Raw genomic sequence first — 25,913 nt, 5'->3', positions numbered from 1 at the left:
CCGCATTTGGGCAAAAAAAGCGCGCCATGCGGAATAATCCGCCACTGTGTAAGGTTATCCCCAGAAAATTTTGTCATTTAACATTTGTCAAGCAAGGCGATGAATCTTTTATGGCAGCAGGTGACACTTTCCTTACAGCCATTGATTTTATACAACCAATTGATATTAAATAAAATTTAATAAAAGACGGGTTTCGCGCCAATTCAGCCGCAGGCCGCGTAATCTCTAGCTTACCGCAAGTTCTCTAACTCTAATACACAAGGTTATCCACAGGAATAGTGGATAACTCGCTGCAGGCCATGACCTCTGCCACCCGGCCGAAATTGCCCGCCGGCAAAAATCACGCGGCTAAAAAATATTATTGAATTATTTTTGATATTTATCAGCTAAGGACGCCCGCCTTTTTGCTGCTTTCTGCACCACGTTTCACGTCGTTTAGCACCGGGAAAGTGCAGCCGCTTCGCTGTTCCCCGCCGGCGGTGGCCGCCGCGACCTGCGCTGGCGAAAAAATGCCGTCACTTCTTTTTCCTGGCAAGAGATTTGCAGAATGTTTGTCTCGCTCGCCGTCGTCAAAAAGGAGAAAACGTCTATGTTGAGTCTACGCGCCGTCAATCAGTACTATGGAAGCCAGCACACGCTGTGGAACGTCGATCTTGAGCTCAGGTCAGGAGAGTGTACCTGCGTGATGGGAAGTCAGGGAATGGGGAAAACCACGCTGGTCAACTGCATTACCGGGAACCTCCCGGTCGCCAGCGGCAGCATCACCTGGCAGGAGCGCGGAGCGCCGCCCTGCGACCTGATGCCGCTCTCCGCCCATTCACGTAGCGTCATCGGGATCGGCTACGTGCCGCAGGACCGGCGCATCTTTTCGCAGCTCAGCGTAGAGGAGAATCTGCATATTGCGCTGGCGGCCGGAGGCACGCCCGGCGCGGTGGTGAATAGCGAGATTTACGATCTCTTTCCGCAGCTCTACGCCCTGCGCCAGAGCAAAGGCGCCGCGCTCTCGGAAGACGACAGGTACCAGCTGGCGCTGGCAAGAGCGCTGATCGTCCGACCGCGCCTGCTGATACTCGATGAGCCGTCGCGCGGCAGCGGGCAGCACTTTATGCATAAGCTGGGGGATCTGCTGGTGCGCCTGAACCGGGATATCGGTTTAACGGTGCTGCTCGCCGAGCAGCACCTGCCGTTCATTCGCCGGGTGGCCGACCGCTTCTGCCTGCTGCACCGCGGGCGCAGCGTGGCGCAGGGCGACGTTATACAGCTGGATGAGCCGCTGCTGGCGCAGTGGATGACGCCCGATCCAGCGCGCTAAGATCGAGGTACTGGCCGAGGTCTTCCCGCTGCGACGCCTCCTCCAGCCACGGGATCTCGCCCAGCATGGGCGCGGGCAGCAGCCGTTTGAGGGTCGCGAGGTATTCGCTATGCCGCTTCCCCGGCGGCTGGACGTCGTTGGCAATCCAGCCCACCAGCGGCAGCCCTGCCTGGCGCACCGCCTGAGCCGTCAGCAGGGCATGATTAATGCAGCCCAGCTTTATTCCCACCACCAGAATCACCGGCAGCCGCTCTTCCTGCACCCAGTCGGCAAAGCTCAGGGTTTCGGACAGCGGCGTAAACCAGCCCCCTGCCCCTTCCACCAGCAGCCAGTCGGTCAGCGGCTCCAGCTCGCGCAGCCCGGCGGAGAGCGCGGCGGCGGTAATGGGGCGCCCCTCATCGGCGCTGATAATATGCGGCGAAGTGGGTTCCGCAAAGGTTAACGGGTTAACCTGCTGATAGCTCAGCGCCACGCGGCTGTTGCGCTGCAGGGCCAGGGCGTCGTCGTTGCGCAGGCCCTGCTCCGTGTACTCACTACCGGAGGCCACCGGCTTATAGCCGGCGCTGTTCCGACCCCGCAGATTCGCCGCCTGCAGCAGGGCGCAGCTGCTCACCGTTTTGCCGACTTCAGTATCGGTTCCGGTGACGAAATAACGCTCAATCACGTTCAATTACTCCTGTAAAAAGATGGTAGGTCAGCGGGCACTGCCCGTGCCGTTTCGGCCACGCCAGCTGAAGCTGCTGCAGCTTTGTGCGGCTCAGGGGCGCCGCGCTGCGCCCCTGGTGTAAATGGGTGGCGCCGATGCCCTTTAGCGAACGCATGGCGCAGAGGGCGTCGGGGAACGGCAGCGTTACGGCATGTACCTGCGCCTCGCCCCGCCAGCCGCTCATCACGCTGCGTACCGCCTGCTCGCTGAGGAAACGATTGGCGTGCGGATGCCGGTCAATCGTCGCCCAGGCCTGGTTGAGCTCGGGGAGCGAACCGGCCAACAGGGTGCTGAAGGCCACCCGCCCGCCGGGACGCACGACCCGGTGCAGCTCAGCAAGCGCGGCGCCGAGGTCGTCGCACCACTGCACCGCCAGATTACTCCACGCCAGGTCTACGCAGGCCGCCGGCAGCGGCAGGGATTCAATATCGCCCTCGACGTAGCCGTGCGCGACCTGTTGGCGCCGGGCCTCCGCCAGCATATCAACGGAGATATCCAGCGCGGTGACGCGGCTGCCCGCCTCGCGCCAGTAGCGGCTCATGCTGCCGGGACCGCAGCCCGCATCCAAAACCTCGGCAAAGCGCCGGTCACCAAGCTGGCGCAGCAGCAGCCCGGCGCTGCGGCGCTGCAGCTCATCGTGCTGCGTATAGCGGCTCGCCGCCCGGCCGAAGGCGGCGGCCACCGCGCGTTTATTCACCGCCGTCATGCAGGACCTCCAGCAGACGCTCGATATCCGCAGATTCATGGGCCGCGCTCAGGGTCAGCCGCAGACGGGCGCTGCCGACAGGCACCGTCGGCGGGCGGATCGCCGTCGCCCAGCAGCCCTGCTCGCGCAGGCGCGCCGCCAGGCGCAGAGCCCGGGCGTTGTCTCCGACGATCAGCGGCTGAATGGCGCTGGTCGATTCGGTGAGCTGCCCCGGATAGTCGCGCATCCCGTCCCTGAACTGGGCAATCCGGCAGGCCAGCGCCTCCCGCCGCTGCTGGCCCTCATCGCCGCGGATAGTCCGCAGCGCGGCGCTGAGCGCAACGGCCTGGGCCGGCGGCATGGCGGTGCTGTAAATCAGGTGGCGGGCAAACTGCAATAGGTAGTCCGCCAGCGCATCGCTGCACAATACCGCCGCGCCGCTGACGCCAAAGGCCTTGCCGAAGGTCACCACCAGCAGCTCAGGGTGGACGTTTTGCGCATAGCAGCTGCCCCGCCCTTCGTCGCCGAGCACGCCAATGCCGTGGGCATCATCGACCAGCAGCCAGCCGCCGGCTTCAGCGGTCACCTGGTGGATCGGGCCGAGGGGCGCGCTATCGCCGTCCATGCTGAAGACGCCTTCGGTGATCGTCAGCTGCTGGCCCGCCAGCGGTTTCTCCAGCAGCGTTTTCAGCTGCTGAACGTCGTTGTGCTGAAAGCGCCGCAGCTGCGCCGGGCTGAGGCTGGCCGCCTCCAGCAGCGAGGCGTGGCTCAGACGGTCCGCTACCGCGCGATCGTCCTTGCCGAGCAGGGCGGCAATCAGCGCCTGATTAGCGGCAAAGCCGGAGATAAACAGCAGCGCGCGCGGATAGCCCAGCCAGTCGGCCAGCGCCTCCTCCAGCTCGCGATGCGCGTCGCTGTAGCCGCTGACGTGAGCCGAACCGCCGCTGCCGACGCCGTAACGTTCGGCGCCCTGCTGCCAGCCGGCAACGATCTGCGGATGCTGGCTCAGGCCGAGATAATCGTTGCTGGAAAAGTTGAGCCAGCGCTGCCCCTCGCGGGTCAGCCAGCGCCCGGCCCCCTGCGTCACCGGCTGGCGAGAGCGGAAAGCATCCGCCTGCCGTCGTTCGCTCAGCGCCTGCTCGATGCGTTGCTGCCAGCTCATAGCACCGCCGCGTTGTAATATTCCTCGGTATCCGGGTTATTCAGCGCGTGCTCCAGGCGCTGCTGCTGCTCGTTATCGCCTTCCAGCACCGCCGTCTGCTGCGGATTAAGCCCCAGCTTGCGGAAAAGCTGCAGGTCCTTATCCTCTTCCGGGTTCGGCGTCGTCAGCAGCTTGCAGCCGTAGAAAATGGAGTTGGCCCCGGCCATAAAGCACATCGCCTGGGTCTGTTCGTTCATCTGCTCGCGGCCGGCGGAGAGGCGCACGTAGGAGGTCGGCATCATGATCCGCGCCACCGCGATGGTGCGGATAAACTCAAACGCGTCGACGTCGTCGTTGTCCGCCAGCGGCGTGCCCTTCACCTTCACCAGCATGTTGATGGGCACGCTTTCCGGCGGCGTCGGCAGGTTGGCCAGCTGCAGCAGCAGTCCGGCGCGATCTTTTACCGTTTCGCCCAGCCCGACGATACCGCCGGAGCACACCTTAATTCCCGCGCCGCGCACTTTACCAAGGGTATCGAGGCGTTCCTGGTAGGTACGGGTGGTGATGATATTGCCGTAGAACTCCGGCGAGGTATCGAGGTTGTGGTTGTAGTAGTCGAGGCCGGCACCGGCGAGGCGCTGCGCCTGGCTATCGGTGAGAGTGCCGAGGGTCATACAGGACTCCAGCCCCAGCTCCTTAACCCCTTTGACCATCTGCTCAAGATACGGCATATCGCGTTCGTGCGGATTCTTCCACGCCGCGCCCATGCAGAAACGGGTCGAACCGGCATTTTTAGCCTGTCGCGCCGACTCCAGCACCTGTTCAACTTCCATCAGGCGCTCGGACTCCAGGCCGGTTTTATAGCGCGCGCTCTGCGGGCAGTATTTACAATCTTCCGGACAGGCGCCGGTCTTAATCGACAGCAGCGTGCTGACCTGAACCTGGCGCGGGTCAAAGTGCTGGCGGTGGACCTGCTGGGCTTCAAACAGCAGATCCAGCAATGGTTTATTAAATAACTCAGTGACTTGCGACATTGTCCAGCGTGCGTGGTGAGCCATTGGCTTCTCCAAAGGGTTTTGTTAACTGTCGGTTCGGTTTATACTCGTAAACCTAAATGTTTTCAAAATGGTTTACAAGTCGCTTATGACAATGGACGATCTCGCCTTCGATCGGCGCCACATCTGGCACCCCTACACTTCCATGATCTCTCCCCTGCCGGTTTACCCGGTGGCGGCCGCTCACGGCTGCGAGCTTTCACTGGCCGGCGGCGAACGGCTGATTGACGGCATGTCGTCATGGTGGGCGGCGATCCACGGCTACAACCATCCGCGGCTGAATGCGGCGATGAAAGCGCAGATCGACCAGATGTCGCACGTGATGTTTGGCGGCATAACCCACCCGTCGGCGGTCGCGCTCTGCCGCCAGCTGGTGGCGATGACGCCGGAATCGCTGGAGTGCGTGTTCCTTGCCGACTCCGGTTCCGTGGCGGTCGAAGTGGCGATGAAAATGGCTCTGCAGTACTGGCAGGCAAAGGGCGAACCGCGCCGGCGTTTTCTCACCTTCCGCAACGGCTATCACGGCGACACCTTCGGCGCGATGTCGGTGTGCGACCCGGACAACTCCATGCACAGCCTGTGGCAGGGCTATCTGCCGGACAACCTCTTCGCGCCAGCGCCGCAAAGCCGCTTTGACGGCGAGTGGGACGAGCTTGACATGGTGCCCTTTGCCCGCCTGATGGCCGCCCATCGCCATGAAATTGCCGCGGTGATCCTCGAACCCATCGTGCAGGGCGCCGGCGGGATGCGGATGTACCATCCGGAGTGGTTAAGGCGCATCCGTAAGATGTGCGATCGCGAAGGTATCCTGCTGATTGCCGATGAGATTGCCACCGGCTTTGGCCGTACCGGCAAGCTGTTTGCCTGCGAACATGCGGGCATTGCGGCGGATATACTGTGTCTCGGCAAAGCGCTGACCGGCGGGACCATGACGCTCTCCGCGACGCTGACGACCCGCTCTGTCGCGGAAACCATCAGCAACGGCGAGGCCGGCTGCTTTATGCACGGCCCGACCTTTATGGGCAACCCGCTGGCCTGCGCGGTGGCCGCAGAGAGCCTGAACCTGCTGGCAAGCGGCGAGTGGCAGGCCCAGGTTGCCGCCATCGAAGCGCAGCTGAAGGCCGAGCTGGCGCCGGCGCGCGACTCCGCGCTGGTGGCCGACGTGCGCGTGCTCGGCGCCATTGGGGTGGTGGAAACCCGCCGTCCGGTAAACATGGCCGCCCTGCAGCGCTTCTTCGTGGAGCAAGGCGTGTGGGTGCGCCCGTTCGGCAAGCTTATCTACCTGATGCCGCCGTATATCATTAGCGCCGAACAGCTGACGCGCCTGACCCGGGCGGTTAACGCCGCGGTGCTGGAAGAAACATTTTTTAGCGATTAAGAGACGGTAATGCCGCGCCCCGCGCGCTACACTTCTTTGCCAATCAGGCGATTAACTTGAGGAGAGACGATGAAACTCATCAGTCATGATTTGCAGGATGGCGAGAAGCTGCCCAACCGTCATGTATTCAACGGCATGGGTTACGCGGGGGACAATATTTCACCGCATCTGGCGTGGGATGATGTGCCGGCGGGCTGCAAAAGCTTTGTGGTGACCTGCTACGACCCCGACGCGCCGACCGGCTCCGGCTGGTGGCACTGGATTGTGGCGAACCTTCCTGCCGATACCCGCGTGCTGCCCCAGGGCGCCGGTTCCGGCCTGGCTCCGCTGCCGGAAGAGGCGGTTCAGACCCGGACCGATTTCGGTCAGACGGGCTACGGCGGCGCGGCGCCGCCGAAGGGTGAAAGCCATCGCTACATCTTTACGGTGCACGCGCTGGACGTTGATAAAATTGAGGTCGATGAAGGCGCAAGCGGCGCGATGGTCGGTTTTAACGTCCATTTCCACAGCCTCGGCAGCGCCTCAATCACCGCCCTGTTTAGCTAACTTCGGAACATCCCCGGGCCAGCGCTCACGCCTGACCCGGGCCTATCTGATTACTGCTCCGTCACCGCGACGACCGCGTTTTTACGCACCCGCGCATACCACACCACCGTCAGCAGACCCAGCCAGACCAGGCCGGCGATCAGCGCAATCCGCGTCTCTTCCACCATTCCCAGCACCGCAATCACCAGCCCCATAAACAGCAGGGTCAGCAGCGGCGCAACCGGCCAGAACGGCACCGGGAACGCGATATTACGCCGTTCTTCCGCCGACAGGCCGCGGCGCATCGCAAAGTGGGCCAGCAGGATCATCAGCCAGACCCACACCGTGGCAAACGCCGCCAGCGAGGCGATGAGCACGAAGATCTGCTCCGGCATCAGGTAGTTCAGCACCACCGCCGCCAGCAGCGCCACGCCCATCACCACCACCGTCATCCACGGCACGCCGTTGCTGGCGATACGCTGGAAGCTTTTCGGCGCCATGCCCTCTTTCGCCATGCCGTACATCATGCGCCCCGCGCCAAATATATCGCTGTTGATGGCCGAAATGCTGGCGCTAATGACGATAATATTGAGGATGGTCGCCGCCGCCGGAATCCCCAGCCCGCTGAAGATCAGCACGAACGGGCTGCCCTGCTCGCCAAAGCTGTTCCACGGGAAAATAGCCATCAGGATCGCCAGGGTGCAGACGTAGAACAGCACGATGCGCAGCGGGATGGTATTGATTGCCTGCGGGATCACCTTTTTCGGGTCCTGCGCCTCTGCGGCGGTGACGCCAATGATTTCGACCCCGCCGAAGGCAAACATCACAATCCCCAGCGAAGCGATAATCCCCTGCCAGCCGTTCGGCGCAAACCCGCCGTGGCTCCACAGATTCTCCAGCCCCGTCGCCGGAAACGCGTGGCCGAAGCCAAAGAAGATGATGCTGCCACCGGCAACGATCATCGCCATAATGGCCACTACTTTAATCAGCGAGAGCCAAAACTCCATCTCACCAAAAATTCGCACGTGGCACAGGTTCATCGCGCCGATGAAAAAGATAATGCTCAGCACCCAGATCCAGCGCGGAACGTCGGGATACCACAGCCCCATATAGATCCCAAACGCGGTCACGTCGGCGAGGGCCACAATGACCATTTCGAAGGTGTAGGTCCAGCCGGTGATAAACCCGGCCAGCGGACCGAGATACTGGCGCGCGTAGCTGCCGAAGGAGCCGGAGACGGGGTTGCGCACCGCCATTTCTCCCAGCGCCCGCATCACGATAAAGACCGCCGCGCCGCCGATAAGATAGGCCAGCAGCACCGCCGGACCGGCGGCCTTGATGGCCGCGGCCGAGCCGTAGAACAGCCCGGTGCCGATGGCGGAACCGAGCGCGATAAAGCGAATATGGCGAGCGTTCAGCCCGCGCAGCAGATGTGGCTTTTGTTGCGATTGTTGTTGCATATGCAAGTGTCCTGATAATTTTTATACGACGACAAATATGCGTGTAGGACGGCCGGGGGGAAGGCATCCCCCCGACGCGGGTACAGAGAACAGCGAATGGTTAGTTGTGATCGGGCAGTACGGCAGGCAGCAGTCGCGTCAGGTGACGCGCGGCCAAAAGCTCAATAGCGTGTTCAATATCCGGCGCGAAGAAGCGGTCTTCGGTGTAGTGCGGCACGCGTTCGCGCAGCAGATGGCGCGCCTTTTCCAGCAGCGGGCTGCTGGCAAGACCCTCGCGCATATCCAGCCCCTGAACGGAGGCCAGCCACTCGACCGCCAGCACGCCGCGGGTGTTTTCCGCCATCGCCCACAGGCGGCGACCGGCGGCCGGCGCCATCGAGACGTGATCCTCCTGGTTCGCGGAGGTCGGCAGGCTATCAACGCTATGCGGGTGCGAAAGCGCTTTGTTTTCGCTGGCTAACGCTGCCGCGGTCACCTGGGCAATCATAAAGCCGGAGTTGACGCCGCCGTTTTTCACGAGGAACGGCGGCAGCTGCGACATATGGCTGTCCATCATCAGCGCGATGCGACGCTCCGACAGCGAGCCGATTTCGGCTATCGCCAGGGCGATGTTGTCCGCCGCCATCGCCACCGGTTCGGCGTGGAAGTTGCCGCCGGAAATCACCTCATTCTCGCTGGCGAACACCAGCGGGTTGTCGGAGACCGCGTTGGCTTCAACCAATAACACTTCCGCTGCCTGGCGGATCTGCGTCAGGCAGGCGCCCATCACCTGCGGCTGACAGCGCAGAGAGTACGGGTCCTGCACCTTGGTGCAGCCGTGGTGCGACTGAGAAATCGCGCTATCGTCGGTCAGCACGTGGCGATAGAGCGCGGCGGCGTCAATCTGTCCGCGCTGGCCGCGAGCCTCGTGGATACGCGAGTCAAACGGACGACGCGAGCCCAGCGCCGCTTCGGTCGTCAGCGCGCCGCACACCACCGCCGAGGTAAACAGGTCTTCGGCTTCAAACAGGCCGCGCAGCGCGAACGCCGTCGAAGCCTGGGTGCCGTTAAGCAGCGCCAGCCCCTCTTTGGCCGCCAGCGTAATCGGCCTGAGGCCGGCTTTTTCCAGCGCCTGCGCGGCCGGCATCCACTCACCCTGCCAGCGGGCTTTCCCTTCCCCCAGCAGCGTCAGCGACATATGCGCCAGCGGCGCCAGGTCGCCGGATGCTCCCACCGAGCCTTTCGCCGGGATCCACGGCGTAACGCCTTTGTTCACCAGCTCCGCCAGCGCCTGGATCACGCTCAGACGAATGCCGGAAAAGCCGCGGGAGAGGCTGTTAATCTTCAGCACCATAATCAGCCGCGCCATCGCCTCATCCAGCGGCTCGCCGATGCCGGCGGCATGGGACAGCACCAGCGAGCGCTGGAGGTTTTCCAGATCTTCGGTCGAGATGCGGGTTTGCGCCAGCAGGCCAAAACCGGTGTTGATGCCGTAAGCGGTGCGCCCTTCCGCGAGGATCGCGTTGACGCAGGCCACGCTCTCGTCAATCGCCGCAAAGGCGCTCTCATCGAGCGCGACGTTTAGCGGGTGGCTATAGATATCGCGCAGCTGCGTCAGGCTCAGCTGGCCGGGAATAAGAGTTAAAGTTTTCATTTCAGCGTTGCCCCTGCGTTGCTGACACCATAGGAAGATTCAGTCCTTGTTCCGCTGCGCATTCAATCGCAATCTCATAGCCCGCATCCGCGTGACGCATCACGCCGGTTGCCGGGTCGTTATGCAGAACGCGAGCAATTCGCGCGGCCGCTTCGTCGGTTCCGTCGCAGACGATAACCATTCCGGAGTGCTGAGAGAAGCCCATGCCAACGCCGCCGCCGTGGTGCAGCGAAACCCAGGTCGCGCCGCTGGCCGTATTCAGCAGGGCGTTGAGCAGCGGCCAGTCGGACACCGCGTCGGAGCCATCGCGCATCGATTCGGTTTCGCGGTTCGGGCTGGCAACCGATCCGGAATCCAGGTGGTCGCGACCGATAACGATCGGCGCGGAGACTTCGCCGCTGCGGACCATTTCGTTAAAGGCCAGGCCCAGCTTCTGGCGCCACTCGAGGCCAACCCAGCAGATACGCGCCGGCAGGCCCTGGAAGCTGATGCGCTCGCGCGCCATATCCAGCCAGTGGTGCAGATGCTTGTCGTCTTTGACAATCTCTTTCACTTTGGCATCGGTCTTATAAATATCCTGCGGGTCGCCGGAAAGCGCCACCCAGCGGAACGGGCCGATACCGCGGCAGAACAGCGGGCGAATATAGGCGGGCACGAAGCCCGGGAAATCGAAGGCCTTGTCGACGCCCATTTCCTGAGCCATCTGGCGAATGTTGTTGCCGTAGTCGAAGGTCGGAATGCCCATCTCATGGAAGGCCAGCATGGCCTGAACGTGGTCGGCCATCGAGCGTTTGGCGGCCTGAATAGTGCCCTGCGGGTCGGAGACCGCTTTTTCCTGATACTCTTCCCAGCTCCAGCCTTTCGGCAGATAGCCGTGCAGCGGGTCGTGGGCGCTGGTCTGGTCGGTGACCATGTCCGGGCGCACGCCGCGTTTCACCATTTCCGGCACGATGTCGGCGGCGTTGCCGCACAGCGCGATAGAGACGGCGCGGCCTTCGGCGGTATATTTCTTGATGCGGGCCAGGGCGTCATCCAGCGACGTCGCCTGCTCGTCAACGTAGCGGGTACGCAGGCGGAAATCGATACGGCTCTGCTGGCACTCAATGTTCAGCGAGCAGGCGCCCGCCAGGGTCGCGGCCAGCGGCTGCGCGCCGCCCATGCCGCCCAGGCCGGCGGTCAGGACCCAGCGGCCTTTCAGACTGCCTTCATAGTGCTGGCGCCCGGCTTCGACGAAGGTTTCGTAGGTTCCCTGCACGATGCCCTGGCTGCCGATATAAATCCAGCTCCCGGCGGTCATCTGGCCGTACATGGCCAGGCCTTTGGCGTCGAGTTCGTTGAAGTGTTCCCAGGTTGCCCAGTGCGGGACCAGGTTAGAGTTGGCGATCAGCACGCGGGGTGAGTTTTCATGGGTTTTAAATACCCCCACCGGCTTGCCGGACTGCACCAGCAGGGTCTCATCGTTCTCCAGGTTTTTCAGCGCCTTCACGATAGCGTCATAGCATTCCCAGTTACGCGCCGCGCGCCCAATGCCGCCGTAAACCACCAGCTCATGCGGGTTTTCGGCGACGTCCGGATCGAGGTTATTCATTAACATACGCAGCGGCGCTTCGGTCAACCAGCTCTTCGCACTCAGCGTGGTGCCTCGCGGTGCACGTACGTCCAGCTGGCGGTATTTGCTTTGCGACATCGGGGTTTCTCCTGACAATTAACGTTGTTTACGTAGATACATATACTTGTCTATACAACTCTACGCAAGCCAGGATTTAACAGAAATGATACAATTTTGTTATATTGCGTCAGCAATCACGCTTTTGCCGACGCGCGGAGGATCAGGATCCGAAACGCCCCTGCAGGCGATAGCGGCTGCCGGGAAACAGCAGGCGGGCGTGGGAAACAATGTGCGTCGTCGACCAGGTGCGGCGACGAATCATCAGGCAGGGATCCTGGGCATGAATGTGCAGCAGCTCGCACTCCTTCGCGCTCGCCTGCACCGCTTCGACAATATGCTCCCCCTCGGTTAGCGGGGCAATCAGCGACAGGTAGTCGTGCGGCGTGGTGGCGGTGTAGTCCTGGCGCAAATAGTCCGGCACCACGGTGGCGTTGACGCAGCGGTCCTCAATTTGTACCGGTACGTCGTTTTCGAAATGCACCATCAGGGAGTGAAATATCCGCGTGCCTTCGGCGACGTTGAGCGCCGCCGCCTGGATAAGGTCGGCCCGGGTCTCCTCCAGCAGCAGCACCTCACAGCGGTGCTGGTGCTGGCGGGAGACGATTTCATCGGCGATGCTGCGGACTTCAAACAGCGCCGACTGCCCCTTCGGCTCCGCCACGAAGGTCCCCACGCCCTGCAGGCGCACCAGCAGGCCTTCGTCGGTGAGCTCGCGAAGCGCGCGGTTAATGGTCATCCGGCTAAAACCAAACTGCGCCACCAGCTCCGCCTCCGAAGGGATGCGATCGTGCGGGCGCCAGACGCCGCTTTGGATCTTTTCGCTGATCGCCTGCTTCACCTTTTCATAGAACGGTGCCGGCGCGGAGCGAGATTGCTGTGAAAACATAGCCTGGCTTTCCTTATTCTCAATGGGCGGCGAAACGAGCAGAATATACTGAATCGTCAGCGCCACCAATGGGCGATTTGCCATGCCAGCCGGGCCGCCGTGCGGGCGCCCTGGCTATCGATGTCAAACTGCGGATTAAACTCCACCAGATCCACCGCCTGCAGCTTGCCGCTGCGGCACAGCGGCTCAACGATGCGCAGCAGCGCGGTCAGCGGCACGCCCAGCGCTGCGGGAGCCGAGACCGCCGGCATTTCGCGGGCCGGCATGACGTCAAGGTCGATGGTCAGGTAGAGGCGATCGTAGAGGGCTATCTGGCGCGCGATTTCCGGCGCAACCCGTTCTTCATAGGCCTGCAGCACGTCCAGATCCTCAATGACCCGCACCTCGCGACGCGCCGCCTCATCCCACAGGGCCTGGGTATTCGCCGCCCGGCTGGCGCCGATGCAGGCGTAGTGAAAACCGCGCCCCTGCGCCTCGCACTCCAGCGCCAGCTGGCGGAACGGCGTCCCCGAGCTGGCCCGTTCGGCAAAGCGTAAATCGAGATGGGCATCGAGGTTGATAATGCCGACCTTTTCATCGGGGAACGCGTCCAGCACGCCGGCGCCGTGGCCAAAGGCGGTTTCGTGGCCCCCGCCCAGCACCAGGGTGCGTTTGCCGGCGCGCTGGCAGGCGGCCACCGCCTCGCGCAGCGCCCGCTGCGCCTCTTCCAGCGCCTCGCCCACCACGCTAATGCTGCCCATATCCACGCAGCGGTCGTGGCCGCTGTGGCTGGCCATATTCGCCAGCGCCCGCCGCAGCGTCTCGGGCCCCTTTTCTGCCCCCGTGCGCCCGAGGTTGCGCCGTACGCCCTCGTCGCAGGCGAAGCCCAGCAGGGCAATCTCGCCCGGCTGCTCGTCGGGGGCGAAGCGGTCCGCCCGCGCTATCGTCTGAAACAGGCGCAGCGCGTTGGCGGCTTCGCCGCTGTCGTCGCGCCCTTGCCACAGCCCGGCGGGCGTCGGTTGCCACAGCTTCATTGCATTTCTCCTCGTACCACGCGATGCCAGAGCGGACTGCGCCCTGGTTCATACACCATCTCTACCGGATGTTCGGCGTCCCAAATGGCAAAATCGGCGACAAATCCCGCCGCCAGCTGGCCGTGGCTCGCCTGACGCCCCAGCGCCCTCGCCGCGTGGCGGGTCACGCCGGCCCACGCCTCCTCCGGCGTCAGGCCAAACTTGACGCAGGCCATATTCATCGCCAGATGCAGGCTGGCGAACGGGCTGGTGCCCGGGTTGTAGTCCGTCGCCACCGCCATCGGGACCTGATACTGCCGCAGCAGCTCTACCGGCGGCCGGCGGGTCTCGTTGAGGAAATAGAAGGCGCCGGGCAGCAGCACCGCGACCGTCCCGCTGCGGCTCATCGCCGCCACGCCCTCTTCCGTCAGATATTCGATATGGTCGGCAGAGAGCCCGCGATAGCGGCTGACCAGCTCGGCGCCGCCGAGGGAGGAGAGCTGTTCGACGTGGCCCTTCACCGGGATTCCGCGAGCCTGCGCCGCCTGGAATACCCGTTCGGTCTGCTGCGGGCTGAAGCCGACGTTTTCACAGAACACGTCGACGCTTTCAAACAGCCCCTCTTCCCACAGCGTCGGCAGCAGGGTTTCGCAGACCAGGGTGATATAGCCGTCGGGATCGCCTTTATACTCCGGCGGCGTGGCGTGGGCGGAGAGCAGCGTGGCCGACAGCTCAAACGCATTGCTTTCGCTCAGCCGTCGCGCCACGCGCAGCATCTTGCGTTCGCTTTCCAGATCCAGCCCGTAGCCGGACTTAATTTCAACCGTCGTGACCCCTTCACGCAGCAGGCGATCGAGGCGCTGCTGCGCCAGCGCCAGCAGCTGCGCTTCGCTGCTTTCGCGGGTGGCGCGCACCGTCGAGTTAATGCCGCCGCCGTTAGCGCTGATGGTCTGGTAAGAGACGCCGTTGAGCCGCTGCTCCCACTCCTGCGCCCGGCTGCCGCCGAAGATCAGGTGGGTATGGCAATCAATCAGCCCCGGCGTCACCAGCCTGCCGCCAAGGTCAACGCTGCGCCCTGCCGGGGCGTCGCTTTCGGGGATTGCGGCCTCAATCCGGCCATTGCGCACCAGCAGCGCGTGGCGATCCAGCAGGCCATAAGGCCGCGAGTCCTGTGGGTTCAAGGTGGCGAGGCGGGCGTTTCGCCAGATAACGAGATCGGAAGTGGCTTCAGTCATAGCGGTCAACTTGTCATGGGTTGTATAGACATTTATTTTCATTCCATCGAAAATGTCAATAAAAGCAGGGATTATTGTTATTTTTTTGTGACTACGAGCGGCCCCGCCTGCGGGTGCAAAACAGCATAACGCTAACTTTTTAGCTCAGCGTCTTCCCGTTTTGCTCAACTTAGTATAAAAAAGCAGGTTTTAAAGAGCTTATCTATTCACACACCCCAAATAATTCGGCCCGTATCGAGGTGGCAGGCGCACGCTGCCAGCAAAGAAGCGGCTTGAAGTATGGCGGGTATAGCTAATTGATTCTTGCCCGGAGCAACATGAACACATTTTCAGTTTCCCGACTGACGCTGGCGCTGGCCTTCGGCGTGACGTTATCCGCCTGCAGCTCAACCCCTGCCGATCAGCAACCCTCTACCCAGGCAGCGCCGGGTACCGCCTCTCGCCCCGTTTTAAGCGCCGATGAAGCGAAGAATTTCCTGCCGGCGAGCTATTTCCAGTCGCTCAATCCGAACGCCGCAGCGTGGACGCCGGCGGCGATTGCCGCGCCGGCCCAGCCTGACTTCGTCGTCGGGCCTGCGGGGACTCAGGGCGTGACCCACACCACGATCCAGGCCGCCGTCGATGCGGCAATTGCCCGTCACTCCGACCGCCGTCTGTTCATTGCGATTATGCCGGGTGAATATACCGGTACCGTGTATGTCCCGGCCGCCCCCGGCGCACTGACCCTTTACGGTACCGGCGAGAAGCCGCTGGATGTGAAAATTAGCCAGGCGATCGATTCGGAAATGGACGTCACCAGCTGGCGTCACCTGGTCAACCCGGCCGGGAAATACATGCCAGGCAAACCGGCGTGGTATATGTTCGACAGCTGCCAGAGCAAGCGTACGGCCACCGTCGGCGTGCTGTGCTCCGCGGTCTTCTGGTCGCAGAATAACGGCCTGCAGCTGCAGAACCTGACCATCGCTAACAATCTCGGCGATAGCGTTGATGCCGGCACCCACCAGGCCGTCGCGCTGCGCAGCGATGGCGACCAGGTGCAGATTAACAACGTCAATATTCTCGGCCGTCAGAACACCTTCTTCGTGACCAACAGCGGCGTGCAGAACCGTCTGCAGAACGATCGCCAGACCCGCACGCTGGTCAGCAACAGCTATATTGAAGGCGACGTCGATATCGTTGCCGGCCGCGGCGCCGTTGTCTTTGATAACACCGATTTCCGCGTCGTGAATTCCCGCACGCAGAAAGAGGGCTACGTCTTCGCCCCGGCGACGCTGAAGAGCGTCACCTACGGCTTCCTCGCCATCAACAGCCGCTTCACCGCTTCCGGCGATGGCGTCGCGCAGCTGGGCCGCTCTCTGGACGTTGACGGCAACACCAACGGTCAGGTGGTTATCCGCGATAGCGTGATTAACGAAGGCTTTAATATCGCGAAGCCGTGGGCCGATGCGGCAGCCTCTAACCGCGCCTTCAGCGGTAATACCGGCGCGGTAGACGCCAAAGGCGTTGTGCAGCGTAACCTCAACGACGACGGCTTCAACCGCATGTGGGAATACAACAACCGCGGCGTGGGAAGCGTTATCGTGGCGGAACCTAAGCAGTAATCGTCCTGCCTAAAGGGGGGAGCCGCTCCCCCCTTTGTCCCCCCTCTTCCCGCCCGGCTTTCCCCTGCGCAAAAAAACGTTTTTTAGGCGAATAAAAACGCCCGCTGGCGCGTTTACACCATGCAAGACCATGACGGCGCTTAACCCCTGCGGTTCGCCTGTACGCCCGGTCGCGCATTCGCCCATTCTGGAGACTAAAATGAACGTACTTTCATCCGTATTACGCCCCGCCTCGCGCCGCATGGCCGTTCCGGCACTGCTATTTTTCCTGTCCGTGCCGCCGGTGTTTGCCATGGGCGATAATAGTACCGAGAGTAAAACCCCTGACTGCCCGAGCGGACAGGTTTATGACAGCGCCACCAAACAGTGCGTGCCGGAGAAAACCAGCAGCCTCAGCGACCAGGATAAAACCAACTACGCCTACCATCTGGCGAAAAAAGGCGAATACCAGACGGCGCTGAACCTGCTGGATTCGTTAAAAAACAGCAATACGGCCGAGGCCTGGAACTACCGCGGCTACGCGACCCGCAAGCTCGGACGTACGGACGAAGGCATTGGTTACTATCAGCGTTCGCTGGCGCTTGAGCCGAACTATGCCAAAGCCCGGGAGTATCTGGGTGAAGCGTGGATGATAAAAGGTCGTGCGGATCTGGCGAAGGAGCAGCTGAAGGTGATTGCCGGGATCTGCGGCCAGGGCTGCGAGGAGTATCGCGATCTGCAGGCGGCCATTAACGGGCATCCTGAATCCTGATAATCGTCACGAGGGTAAGAAAATCACAACCAGTGAAGTTCGCTCACAGCTTGCCGCCCATCTCTCGCGCCTTTGGCGCTACGGGCTGGTCCTGTCGCGCAGCCGCGATGTCGCCGAGGAGCTGGTACAGTCCACCTGCGTACGCGCGCTCGAAAGGAGCGCGCAGTATACGCCGGGCACGCGTATCGACAGATGGCTGTTTTCTATTCTCCACTCCATCTGGATTTCAGAGCTGCGCGCGCGCCACGTGCGGATGGGGCAAGGATTCGTCGACAGCGAAGAGCTGGTCGCGCCGGATTCTCGTGAAATGGCGGAAGATAGCCTGCAGTACCGGCAAATTATGCGCCGCGTGGGCGCGCTGGCGGAAGCCCAGCGCAACGCCGTATTTTTGGTGTATGTCGAAGGCTTTACCTATCAGGAGGCGGCTGACACCCTGTCGGTGCCGGTCGGTACCATTATGAGCCGGCTGGCGGCGGCAAGGCTGACGCTGGCAAAATCGATAGCTACCCCGCCCTCAGCGAAGGAGAAACGCTCTTGAAATCGTTAAGTTTTACGCCTCCCTATAACGATGAGGCTATCGTTGCCTGGCTGGACGGTGAGATGAGCGACGCCGACGCCCGCAGCTTCGAGGCGGCGTTCAAGAGCGATGGGCAGCTTGCCGCCCGCACCGCCGAGCTGATGAGCAGCAATCAGAACTATCGCCAGGCCTTTGCGCCCCTGCTCGATGAGGCGCCGCTGGAGCGCATGCAGGCAAGGCTCGACGCGCAGCTGGCGCAGCTGGCGCAGGCCGAGGATAGCCGTGCGCCCGCGCCGCGCCCGTCGTTCAGCCGCCGCGCAATGATTGCCGCCTCGCTCAGCTTTTTGCTGATAGGCAGCGGATTAGGCTACCTGGCGCGCCCGGCGGCGGAAGAGCAGGATGAGAGCGAAAATATTCGCGATCTTGAGGCCCGCTACATGTCGCTCTACAGCGCCGAAACGCTGCTCGATCTCGACAGCTCGCCGCCGCTGCTGCAGCGCGGGCTGGCGCGCACCGCCGAGGATCTTGGCCTGCATCTCAATGAACAGCAGCTCAGGCTGCAGGGCGCGGAGCTTAAAATGGTCCGCATGCTGCGCTACGACAGCACCTCCATCGCGCAGATTGCCTGGATGCACGCCGAGTATGGCCCCATGGCGCTGTGCATCTCCCCCCAGCGTCAGCCGGGCAGCGCGGAGATTAGCGGCGAGCGGCGCCACGGGATGAATCTCGCCTGGTGGAACGATCGGGGATATCAGTTCGTATTAATTGGCCGCAATCCCGGCGCAGAGCTGCAAAACAGCGCCCGCACGCTGCAGACGGCGCTGTCATAAGCGCAGCGCGGCCCCGATCGCAAGGCGGCGCCTGCCGCCTCGCTCGACGCATAAAAAAACCTCGCCGCAGCGAGGTTTTGTCGGCCGCTTTGGCTTAGTGAGCGTTAACAACGACCCACATCGGCCCCTGGCCGACGGCATAGCGCCCTTTCTCCTGCAGCAGACCCTGCTCGCCGCTGATTTCATACACCGCGACGTGGTGGGATTTCTGCCCAGCGGCAATCAGGTATTTGCCGCTGTGATCGAGGTTAAAGCCGCGCGGCTGGGCCTCGGTCGGCTGGTAGCCTTCAATCGCCAGCACGCTGCCGTCTTCGGAGACGCTGAAGATGGTGATAATACTGGCGGTACGATCGCAGGCGTAGAGATGACGGCCGTTGGCGGTCAGGTGGATATCCGCCGCCCAGCGCACGCCGGTAAAGTCGGCAGGCATCATATCCAGCGTCTGCACGCACTCAATTTTGCCGTGCGGATCCTTCAGCTCCCAGACGTCAACGGAGCTGTTCAGCTCGTTCACGCAGTAGCCGTACTGCTGGTTCGGATGGAACACCATATGACGCGGGCCCGCGCCTTCGACGGTGGTCACTTCCGCCGGATCCTGTGCGGCCAGGAAACCGTCATCGCTGAGGGTAAACAGGCAGATGCGGTCCTGCTTGAGCGCCGGAACCCACAGCGTGCGGTTATCCGGAGAGATATTGGCAGAGTGGCAGCCTTCCAGGCCTTCAACCACCGCCACCGTTTCACCCGGCAGACCGTCGGTCAGCGGAGTGACGCTCACGCAGCCCGAATTATACGAGGCGCTGAACACAAAGCGGCCCAGCTGGTCGGTGGAGATATGCGTCGGGCTTCCCGGCAGCGCGGCTTCACCGGCAAAGGTCAGCGCCCCGTTATCTGGCGCAATGCGGTAGGCCAGTACGCGAAACTCCGGACGCACGCCGACGTAGAGATACTCTTTATTCGGGCTCACCACCATCGGCTGCACCTGGCCCGGGGCGTCGACAACCTGCACCAGGGTCAGCTTTCCCTCAAGATCCAGGCTCCAGACGTGGATCTGCTGGCTTTCCGGGCTGGCGGTATAAACGGTTTGTTTCATGACTGCTCCTTTCCTCACTGCACGTGGAAAACTTATACATTTCATTCATCAAACTGCTGGTTCGATGCAATGTATAGACTCTTTTAACGGTAGATGCTGAAAAATTTGCCCCTGAGGCACAGCGGTGTACCATCATGGCCTGCTCACTTTTCACCATTAACCGGAAACAACACATGACCTCACGCGTGATTGCCCTGGATTTAGACGGCACCCTACTGACCTCCAGCAAGACCATTCTGCCCGCCTCGCTTGAGGCGCTGGCGCGTGCCCGCGCGGCCGGTTACCGGGTGATCGTCGTCACGGGTCGACATCACGTCGCGATCCATCCTTTTTATCAGGCACTGGCTCTGGATACACCTGCAATTTGTTGTAATGGCACTTATTTGTATGATTATCAGGCAAAAAAGGTTCTGCAGGCCGATCCGATGGCGGTCGATAAGGCGCTGAGCCTCACCGGGATGCTCGCCGACCACGACGTTCACGGCCTGATGTACGTCGACGACGCCATGCTCTACGAGCACCCGACCGGACACGTCATCCGTACCGCCCGCTGGGCAGAGTCGCTGCCGCCGGAGCAGCGCCCGGTCTTCACCCAGGTTGACTCCCTGGCGCAGGCGGCGCGCGAGGTGAAGGCAGTGTGGAAGTTCGCCCTCACCGACGAAAACATTCCTAAACTGCAGCAGTTCGCACAGCACGTCGGCCAGACGCTGGGGCTGGAGTGCGAGTGGTCGTGGCACGATCAGGTCGATATCGCCCGCGCCGGCAACAGCAAAGGCAAGCGCCTGGCGCAGTGGGTTGAGGCCCAGGGGCTATCAATGCAGGACGTAGTGGCCTTCGGCGACAACTATAACGACCTCAGCATGCTGGAAGCCGCCGGTACCGGCGTGGCGATGGGTAACGCGGTCGACGAAGTCAAAGCGCGTGCGAACGTGGTGATTGGCGAGAACGAAAGCAACAGCATTGCCGACTTTATCAACCGCAACCTGCTGTAATCAGGCGCTAATCGACACGCTCTTGATTTGCGCATACAGCCACTGACCTGGCTTCACCCCCAGGTCATCTCTGGCCCACGGGCTGATGCGCGCCCACAGCGTACGGCCGCTGACCTCCAGCTGCACCTCAATCTGTCCGTTGGTTTCAATACACTGCACGACCTGCGCGCGTAAAATATTGCGAATGCTGGTCCGCTGCGGTTGCTCCAGCACCAGCGATACGTCGGAGGCCTGAACGCGAATGCGCGCCGACTCGCCCGCAGGCCGCTCAAGCTGATTAACCCACAGCCGCTGCTCGCCGAGGGCCAGAGCGGTCATCGCATACTGCGGATGCTGGGCAACAACCGAAACCGTCAGAATCGTGCTCTGCTGGTCCTGCGGCAGCCACGGGTGCATCACGCTGCTGCTCCACACCTCTTCGAGATCGCCAAACGCCTTCACGCTGCCGTTTTCCAGCACCAGCACCTTATCCGCCAGATGCTGGATCTCATCCAGCGAATGGCTGACGTACAGCATCGGGATATTGATTTCGCGCGCCAGCCGCTGCAGGTAGGGCAGCAGCTCGCGCTTGCGCGGAATGTCCAGCGAGGCCAGCGGCTCATCAAGCAGCAGCAGCTCGGGGGCGGTCAGCAGCGCCCGACCGATGGCCACCCGCTGCTTCTCGCCGCCGGAGAGCCCGCCCGGCAGACGATCGAGCAGCGGCTCAATCCCCAGCAGCGCCACCAGCTTATCGAACTGCCCGGCCATACTCTTCGCCATGCCGTACTGCAAATTGCCGCGCACTTTGTAGTGCGGGAACAGGCGGGCGTCCTGGAAAACGTAGCCAATGCGCCGTTTTTCCGGCGCCAGGCAGATGCGCTTTTCGACATCGTTCAGCACCCTGCCGTTGAGCACGATGCGCCCTTTCTGCGGCCGGGTCAGGCCGCTGATTGCGTTGATAAGCGAGGTTTTACCGGCGCCGGATACGCCAAACACCGCGGTAATACCGCTGGCGGGCAGCGTCTCCTGAATGCTCAGGCAATGGGTTCCCAGCGTCTGGGTAAAATCGAGTTCAAGCATCGTTATTTGCCCATTCGCGCGCGGCTGAGGCGCGCCAGCCATTCGGAAACCAGCAGCGAGATCAGCGCCAGCACGATGGAAATTAAGCATAAGCGCGCGGCGGCGCCCTCCCCGCCCGGGGTTTGGATCAGGGTATACATGGCGGAGGGGATGGTGCGCGTTTCGCCGGGAATATTGGAAACGAAGGTAATGGTCGCGCCAAACTCGCCCAGCGAGCGGGCGAAGGCCAGCACGGTGCCGACGATAATGCCCGGCAGCGTCAGCGGCAGGGTGATGGTAAAGAACACCCGCCAGCGCCCGGCGCCCAGGGTGCGCGCCGCCTGCTCCAGCTTGATATCGACCCCTTCAAGCGCCAGGCGAATCGCCCGCACCATCAAGGGAAACGACATCACCGCCGCCGCCAGCACCGCGCCGCGCCAGCTAAAGGCAAACGTCAGACCAAACCAGTCATACAGCCAGCTGCCGATAAAGCCGCGCCTGCCCATTGCAATCAGCAGCAGGTAGCCAACCACCACCGGCGGCAGCACCAGCGGCAGGTGGAGAAGGCTGTCGAGCAGCGCTTTTCCGGGGAAGCTGCGCCTGACCAGCAGCCAGGAAAAGAAGATCCCGAAAGGTAAGCTAAACACCACCGCCAGGGATGATACTTTGAGGCTCAGCAGCACCGCCTGCCATTCGGGATCGCTTAAAATCATTGGCGCGTAGTAAATCCGTATTGTTTGAAGATGGCTGACGCCTCGGGCCCTTTCAGGTAGTCATAGAATGCGCTGACGGTTGCATTTTTATGTCCATCAACGATAGCCAGCGGATACTCAACCTTCTTATGCGAATCTTCCGGGAAGGTGCCCACGACTTTAACCCCTTTGCTGGCAACCGCATCCGAGCCGTAAACAATGCCCAGCGGCGCTTCGTCACGTTCAACCAGCGCCAGCGCCCCGCGCACGTCTTCCGCCGGAGCCAGCTTCGCTGACAGGGTATCCCACGCGCCCAGCTTCTGCAGCGCTTCTTTAGCATAAATCCCGGCCGGCACGTGCTCCGGATCGCCCACCGCCAGACGACCGCCCTTCAGCAGGCTGGTCCAGTCGGTCTTGCTGCTGATGGTAATATCGCCCTGCGCGCTGGCCTTAGGCGCGACGACGACCAGGCTGTTACCCAGCAGCGTTGCGCGCGTGGCGGTATCAATCGCTTTTTTCTCGACCGCGTAATCCATCCACTTCTGGTCTGCGGAGATAAACAGGTCAGCAGGCGCGCCCGCTTCAATTTGCCGTGCCAGCGTTGAAGAGGAGGCGAAGGATGAAACCACATCAACCTTTTTCTCCTGCTTATAGGCCTTCGCGATATCCTGCATCGCGTTGGTTAATGAAGCCGCCGCGAAGACCGTTATCTTCCCCTCTTCTGCCAGCGCCTGCCCGGCGACGGAGAGCGTTAACGTTGCTCCAACAAAAAAACGTAACCATTGACGTGCCATCTGAAACTCCTTTGCATGCGTTATGTACGGGCTAATATAACGACAAGGTTGGGGTTTTCCCAGTGCGAATTGGTGGTAACCAGATGAGGATCAAAAGGAAGGGATAAAAAAACGCCCGGAGGAACCGGGCGTCAGGAAATCAGTTTTTTTGCTGGCCGCGATCTTTATGACCGACGCCGGAGAAGATGTTGAACACTTCGCCCAGACCGTAAATCAGACCGAGGATGATAGCCATCACCACCGGGACCATGACCACGGCAAAAACCAGACTTTTCAATAGCTCTAACATAGTGGGCTCCAGAAAGTACGAATGCTTAAGTGTAACCGTTTCAGCAGGAAAAACACGCCCCATTTGTGCGATGCCTCGCCGGCTACGGTCATAGATCTATCTTGCAAGATGCTCGCTATCGGTCACAATACCCTTTTTGCCAGGATATTATTATGCAGGCCGAAATTCTCCTCACCCTGAAATTACAGCAGCGCCTGTTCGCCGACCCTCGCCGCATCTCCCTGCTAAAGCAGATTGACCAGACGGGTTCCATTAGCCAGGGCGCGAAAAATGCCGGCATCAGCTATAAAAGCGCGTGGGATGCTATTAACGAAATGAATCAGCTCAGCGAGCAGGCGCTGGTTGACCGCGCCACCGGCGGTAAAGGCGGCGGCGGCGCGGTGCTGACCCGCTACGGCCAGCGGCTGATTCAGCTTTACGACCTGCTGGCGCAGATTCAACAGAAAGCGTTTGACGTCCTGAGCGACGACGACGCGCTGCCCCTCGACAGCCTGCTCGCCGCCATCTCCCGCTTCTCCCTGCAAACCAGCGCCCGTAACCAGTGGTTTGGCACCATCACCGGCCGCGACCATCAGCAGGTGCAGCAGCACGTTGAGGTTTTGCTGGCCGACGGACAGACCCGCTTTAAAGTCGCGATCACCGCCCGGAGCGCCGAACGGCTCGGCCTGGATGAAGGCCAGGAGGTGCTGGTTTTGCTGAAAGCGCCGTGGGTCGGTATGACCCAGGACCCGACTGTGGCGGCAGAGGCCGACAACCAGCTGACGGGACGGATCGGCCATATTGAATACGGGCCGGAGCAGTGCGAAGTGCTGATGACGCTGCCGGACGGTCAGAACCTGTGCGCGACCCTGCCGCGGGAGCAGACCGCAGGGCTGGCTGAAGGTGCCGAGGCGATCGCCTATTTCAATGCCGACCGCATCATTCTTGCCACCTTGTGCTGACGGGATTGACATTGCCCGCCTGAAGACGTATCCCTGAAGTATATTGCTGCAAAAAGTGGGATACACAATGTCATCATTGCAAATATCGCAAGGCACGTTCCGCCTGAGCGACACAAAAACGTTAAATATTGAACACCTCACCGTTGGCGCCGGCGAAAGCTGGGCATTCGTCGGTAGCAACGGCAGCGGTAAATCCGCGCTGGCCCGCGCGCTATCCGGCGAACTCACCCTGCTCTCCGGCGAGCGTGAAAGTGATTTTACCCGCATCACCCGCCTCTCCTTTGAACAGCTACAGAAGCTGGTCAGCGACGAGTGGCAGCGCAACAACACCGATCTGCTCAGCCCGGGTGAAGACGACACCGGCCGCTTTACCCATGAGATAATCCAGGATGAGTATAAGGATGCCTCCCGCTGCGCGCATCTTGCCGGGCTGTTTGGCATTTCCGGCCTGCTACAGCGCCGTTTTAAATATCTCTCTACCGGCGAGACGCGCAAAACGCTGCTGTGCCAGGCGCTGATGGCGAAGCCGGATTTGCTGATCCTCGATGAGCCCTTCGACGGTCTTGACGTGGCCTCCCGCCACCAGCTGGCCGAGCTGCTGGCTACCCTGCACGGCGAGGGCATCGCCCTCGTGCTGGTGCTCAACCGGTTCGACGAGATCCCCGCCTTCGTCCAGTTTGCCGGCGTGCTGGCGGACTGTACGCTAAGCGAAATCGGGGAGAAGCAGACCCTGCTGCAGCAGGCGCTGATCGCTCAGCTGGCCCACAGCGAGCGGCTTGACGGGATCGCACTGCCGGAGCCGGATGCTCCCGCCGCCCGCCACTCTCTGGTCGCCGATACGCCGCGCATTATCCTCAACGACGGGGTGGTGTCCTATAACGACCGGCCAATCCTCAATCACCTTAGCTGGCAGGTCAATCCCGGCGAACACTGGCAGATAGTCGGGCCCAACGGCGCCGGGAAATCAACCCTGCTCAGCCTGATAACCGGCGATCATCCGCAGGGATACAGCAACGATCTGACCCTGTTTGGCCGCCGTCGCGGCAGCGGCGAAACCATCTGGGATATCAAAAAGCATATCGGCTACGTCAGCAGCAGCCTGCACCTGGAGTACCGCGTCAGCACCACCGTGCGCAACGTCATTCTGTCGGGCTATTTCGACTCGATAGGCATCTATCAGGCCGTTTCCGATAAGCAGCGCAAGCTGGTGCAGACCTGGCTGGATATTCTGGGTATCGACGGCCGCACCGCCGACGCCCCGTTCCACAGCCTGTCGTGGGGCCAGCAGCGCCTGGCGCTGATTGTGCGCGCGCTGGTGAAACACCCGACGCTGCTGATCCTCGACGAGCCGCTGCAGGGGCTCGACCCTCTCAACCGCCAGCTGGTACGCCGCTTTGTTGACGTGCTGATTAGCGAAGGGGCAACCCAGCTGCTGTTCGTCTCCCACCACGCTGAAGATGCTCCGGACTGCATCACCCACCGCCTTGAGTTTATCCCTAGTGGAGGCGGTTACACTTATCAAATCGGTCCGCTGGCAAAATAGGCCAATTCAGGGGTCTGCAGATCCCTGAATTTTTTCAGAAAAAGTTCACAAAAAACAATTAAGCTCATGTTTTAAAATGATAATTATTTAAATATAGCGTTTATGTATTTTAGTGTAAGCGATACCACCAATTTGGTCTGTGTCACACTTTTTCGTTC

At 61.6% G+C, this 25,913-nt stretch carries 25 protein-coding genes; 10 read left to right on the top strand and 15 right to left on the bottom strand.

Annotated features, from left to right (window positions below):
• Nucleotides 1-589 precede the first annotated feature (589 nt).
• Nucleotides 590-1,312 (top strand): ABC transporter ATP-binding protein, encoded by a 723-nt coding sequence (locus tag EDF75_RS02750; protein WP_041144679.1) that lies wholly within the window; start codon nt 590-592, stop codon nt 1,310-1,312.
• Here the strand turns inward: EDF75_RS02750 and bioD are convergent.
• From bioD to bioB, 4 genes are read right to left on the bottom strand one after another with little or no spacing between them, the layout of a single operon-like run.
• A complete protein-coding gene (gene bioD, locus EDF75_RS02745; protein ID WP_133596923.1) occupies nt 1,254-1,976 on the bottom strand; it encodes a dethiobiotin synthase in 723 nt (240 codons plus the stop codon). The two genes, EDF75_RS02750 and bioD, sit on opposite strands and share 59 nt — an antisense overlap.
• Nucleotides 1,969-2,724 (bottom strand): malonyl-ACP O-methyltransferase BioC, encoded by a 756-nt coding sequence (gene bioC / locus EDF75_RS02740; protein WP_133596921.1) that lies wholly within the window; start codon nt 2,722-2,724, stop codon nt 1,969-1,971. The genes bioD and bioC overlap by 8 nt, the downstream gene beginning before the upstream one ends.
• Nucleotides 2,708-3,865: an 8-amino-7-oxononanoate synthase gene (gene bioF / locus EDF75_RS02735; RefSeq protein ID WP_133596919.1), complete on the bottom strand. Its 1,158-nt coding sequence runs from the start codon at nt 3,863-3,865 to the stop codon at nt 2,708-2,710. The genes bioC and bioF overlap by 17 nt, the downstream gene beginning before the upstream one ends.
• Nucleotides 3,862-4,902 (bottom strand): biotin synthase BioB, encoded by a 1,041-nt coding sequence (bioB, locus tag EDF75_RS02730; RefSeq protein ID WP_133596917.1) that lies wholly within the window; start codon nt 4,900-4,902, stop codon nt 3,862-3,864. The genes bioF and bioB overlap by 4 nt, the downstream gene beginning before the upstream one ends.
• A gap of 85 nt (nt 4,903-4,987) precedes the next feature.
• Here bioB and bioA point away from each other — a divergent pair, with 85 nt between their 5' ends.
• Both bioA and EDF75_RS02720 read left to right on the top strand, forming a co-directional pair.
• Nucleotides 4,988-6,277, top strand: coding sequence for an adenosylmethionine--8-amino-7-oxononanoate transaminase (gene bioA, locus EDF75_RS02725; RefSeq protein WP_133596915.1), 1,290 nt, complete (start codon nt 4,988-4,990; stop codon nt 6,275-6,277).
• A 69-nt stretch (nt 6,278-6,346) separates the two neighbouring features.
• Entirely contained in the window at nt 6,347-6,823 is a 477-nt protein-coding gene (locus EDF75_RS02720) for a kinase inhibitor (RefSeq protein ID WP_133596913.1), read from the top strand.
• 50 nt (nt 6,824-6,873) lie between these two features.
• Here EDF75_RS02720 and EDF75_RS02715 read toward each other — a convergent pair whose 3' ends face one another.
• The 6 genes from EDF75_RS02715 to hutI all read right to left on the bottom strand — a co-directional run bounded on the left by EDF75_RS02715 (nt 6,874) and on the right by hutI (nt 14,719).
• A complete protein-coding gene (locus tag EDF75_RS02715; RefSeq protein WP_133596912.1) occupies nt 6,874-8,262 on the bottom strand; it encodes an amino acid permease in 1,389 nt (462 codons plus the stop codon).
• 100 nt (nt 8,263-8,362) lie between these two features.
• On the bottom strand, nt 8,363-9,895 hold the full coding sequence (hutH, locus tag EDF75_RS02710; protein ID WP_133596910.1) for a histidine ammonia-lyase: 1,533 nt from the start codon (nt 9,893-9,895) through the stop codon (nt 8,363-8,365).
• Between the two features lies 1 nt (nt 9,896).
• The gene (gene hutU / locus EDF75_RS02705; protein ID WP_045854530.1) at nt 9,897-11,582 is read right to left on the bottom strand and encodes a urocanate hydratase; all 1,686 of its coding nucleotides are present in this window, start codon (nt 11,580-11,582) and stop codon (nt 9,897-9,899) included.
• Between the two features lie 142 nt (nt 11,583-11,724).
• Nucleotides 11,725-12,450, bottom strand: a complete 726-nt coding sequence (locus EDF75_RS02700) for a histidine utilization repressor (protein WP_133596907.1) — start codon at nt 12,448-12,450, stop codon at nt 11,725-11,727.
• Nucleotides 12,451-12,506: 56 nt separating this feature from the next.
• Complete coding sequence (gene hutG / locus EDF75_RS02695) at nt 12,507-13,463, bottom strand: formimidoylglutamase (RefSeq protein ID WP_133596905.1); 957 nt, start codon at nt 13,461-13,463, stop codon at nt 12,507-12,509.
• Nucleotides 13,460-14,719 (bottom strand): imidazolonepropionase, encoded by a 1,260-nt coding sequence (gene hutI, locus EDF75_RS02690; protein WP_166646110.1) that lies wholly within the window; start codon nt 14,717-14,719, stop codon nt 13,460-13,462. Before hutI ends, hutG begins: the two co-directional genes overlap by 4 nt.
• Before the next feature lie 275 nt (nt 14,720-14,994).
• On the opposite strand from hutI, the gene EDF75_RS02685 reads away from it, so the two are divergent.
• The 4 genes from EDF75_RS02685 to EDF75_RS27180 all read left to right on the top strand — a co-directional run bounded on the left by EDF75_RS02685 (nt 14,995) and on the right by EDF75_RS27180 (nt 18,376).
• Nucleotides 14,995-16,278, top strand: coding sequence for a putative acyl-CoA thioester hydrolase (locus EDF75_RS02685; protein ID WP_133596901.1), 1,284 nt, complete (start codon nt 14,995-14,997; stop codon nt 16,276-16,278).
• A gap of 199 nt (nt 16,279-16,477) precedes the next feature.
• Nucleotides 16,478-17,029 carry a tetratricopeptide repeat protein gene (locus EDF75_RS02680; RefSeq protein ID WP_133596899.1) on the top strand — a complete coding sequence of 184 codons (552 nt, stop codon included), beginning with the start codon at nt 16,478-16,480 and terminating at the stop codon, nt 17,027-17,029.
• Nucleotides 17,016-17,567, top strand: a complete 552-nt coding sequence (locus EDF75_RS02675) for an RNA polymerase sigma factor (RefSeq protein ID WP_133597975.1) — start codon at nt 17,016-17,018, stop codon at nt 17,565-17,567. The genes EDF75_RS02680 and EDF75_RS02675 overlap by 14 nt, the downstream gene beginning before the upstream one ends.
• The gene (locus EDF75_RS27180; RefSeq protein ID WP_208113306.1) at nt 17,564-18,376 is read left to right on the top strand and encodes an anti-sigma factor family protein; all 813 of its coding nucleotides are present in this window, start codon (nt 17,564-17,566) and stop codon (nt 18,374-18,376) included. Before EDF75_RS02675 ends, EDF75_RS27180 begins: the two co-directional genes overlap by 4 nt.
• A 94-nt stretch (nt 18,377-18,470) precedes the next feature.
• On the opposite strand, the gene pgl is transcribed toward EDF75_RS27180, so the two are convergent.
• Nucleotides 18,471-19,466 (bottom strand): 6-phosphogluconolactonase, encoded by a 996-nt coding sequence (pgl, locus tag EDF75_RS02665; protein WP_133596897.1) that lies wholly within the window; start codon nt 19,464-19,466, stop codon nt 18,471-18,473.
• A 173-nt stretch (nt 19,467-19,639) separates the two neighbouring features.
• Between pgl and EDF75_RS02660 the strand changes: the two genes are divergently transcribed.
• Complete coding sequence (locus EDF75_RS02660; RefSeq protein WP_133596895.1) at nt 19,640-20,458, top strand: pyridoxal phosphatase; 819 nt, start codon at nt 19,640-19,642, stop codon at nt 20,456-20,458.
• Here EDF75_RS02660 and modC read toward each other — a convergent pair whose 3' ends face one another.
• The 4 genes from modC to EDF75_RS02640 all read right to left on the bottom strand — a co-directional run bounded on the left by modC (nt 20,459) and on the right by EDF75_RS02640 (nt 23,271).
• Nucleotides 20,459-21,517 (bottom strand): molybdenum ABC transporter ATP-binding protein ModC, encoded by a 1,059-nt coding sequence (gene modC / locus EDF75_RS02655; RefSeq protein ID WP_133596893.1) that lies wholly within the window; start codon nt 21,515-21,517, stop codon nt 20,459-20,461. It lies immediately after the preceding gene.
• A 2-nt stretch (nt 21,518-21,519) separates the two neighbouring features.
• Nucleotides 21,520-22,209 (bottom strand): molybdate ABC transporter permease subunit, encoded by a 690-nt coding sequence (modB, locus tag EDF75_RS02650; protein ID WP_041144661.1) that lies wholly within the window; start codon nt 22,207-22,209, stop codon nt 21,520-21,522.
• The gene (gene modA, locus EDF75_RS02645) at nt 22,206-22,982 is read right to left on the bottom strand and encodes a molybdate ABC transporter substrate-binding protein (RefSeq protein WP_133596891.1); all 777 of its coding nucleotides are present in this window, start codon (nt 22,980-22,982) and stop codon (nt 22,206-22,208) included. The genes modB and modA overlap by 4 nt, the downstream gene beginning before the upstream one ends.
• A 139-nt stretch (nt 22,983-23,121) precedes the next feature.
• Entirely contained in the window at nt 23,122-23,271 is a 150-nt protein-coding gene (locus EDF75_RS02640; protein ID WP_041144659.1) for an AcrZ family multidrug efflux pump-associated protein, read from the bottom strand.
• Nucleotides 23,272-23,423: 152 nt separating this feature from the next.
• Between EDF75_RS02640 and modE the strand changes: the two genes are divergently transcribed.
• Together modE and modF are read left to right on the top strand one after the other, a co-directional pair.
• Nucleotides 23,424-24,212, top strand: a complete 789-nt coding sequence (modE, locus tag EDF75_RS02635) for a molybdenum-dependent transcriptional regulator (protein ID WP_133596889.1) — start codon at nt 23,424-23,426, stop codon at nt 24,210-24,212.
• A gap of 67 nt (nt 24,213-24,279) precedes the next feature.
• A complete protein-coding gene (gene modF, locus EDF75_RS02630) occupies nt 24,280-25,755 on the top strand; it encodes a molybdate ABC transporter ATP-binding protein ModF (RefSeq protein WP_133596887.1) in 1,476 nt (491 codons plus the stop codon).
• Nucleotides 25,756-25,913: the final 158 nt, after the last annotated feature.

This window comes from Klebsiella sp. BIGb0149 (assembly GCF_004362605.1).
GTDB classification, from domain to species: domain Bacteria; phylum Pseudomonadota; class Gammaproteobacteria; order Enterobacterales; family Enterobacteriaceae; genus Klebsiella; species Klebsiella terrigena.
The sequence above is the reverse complement of the archived record's forward strand: the minus strand, read 5'-3'. Positions and strand labels throughout refer to the sequence as shown.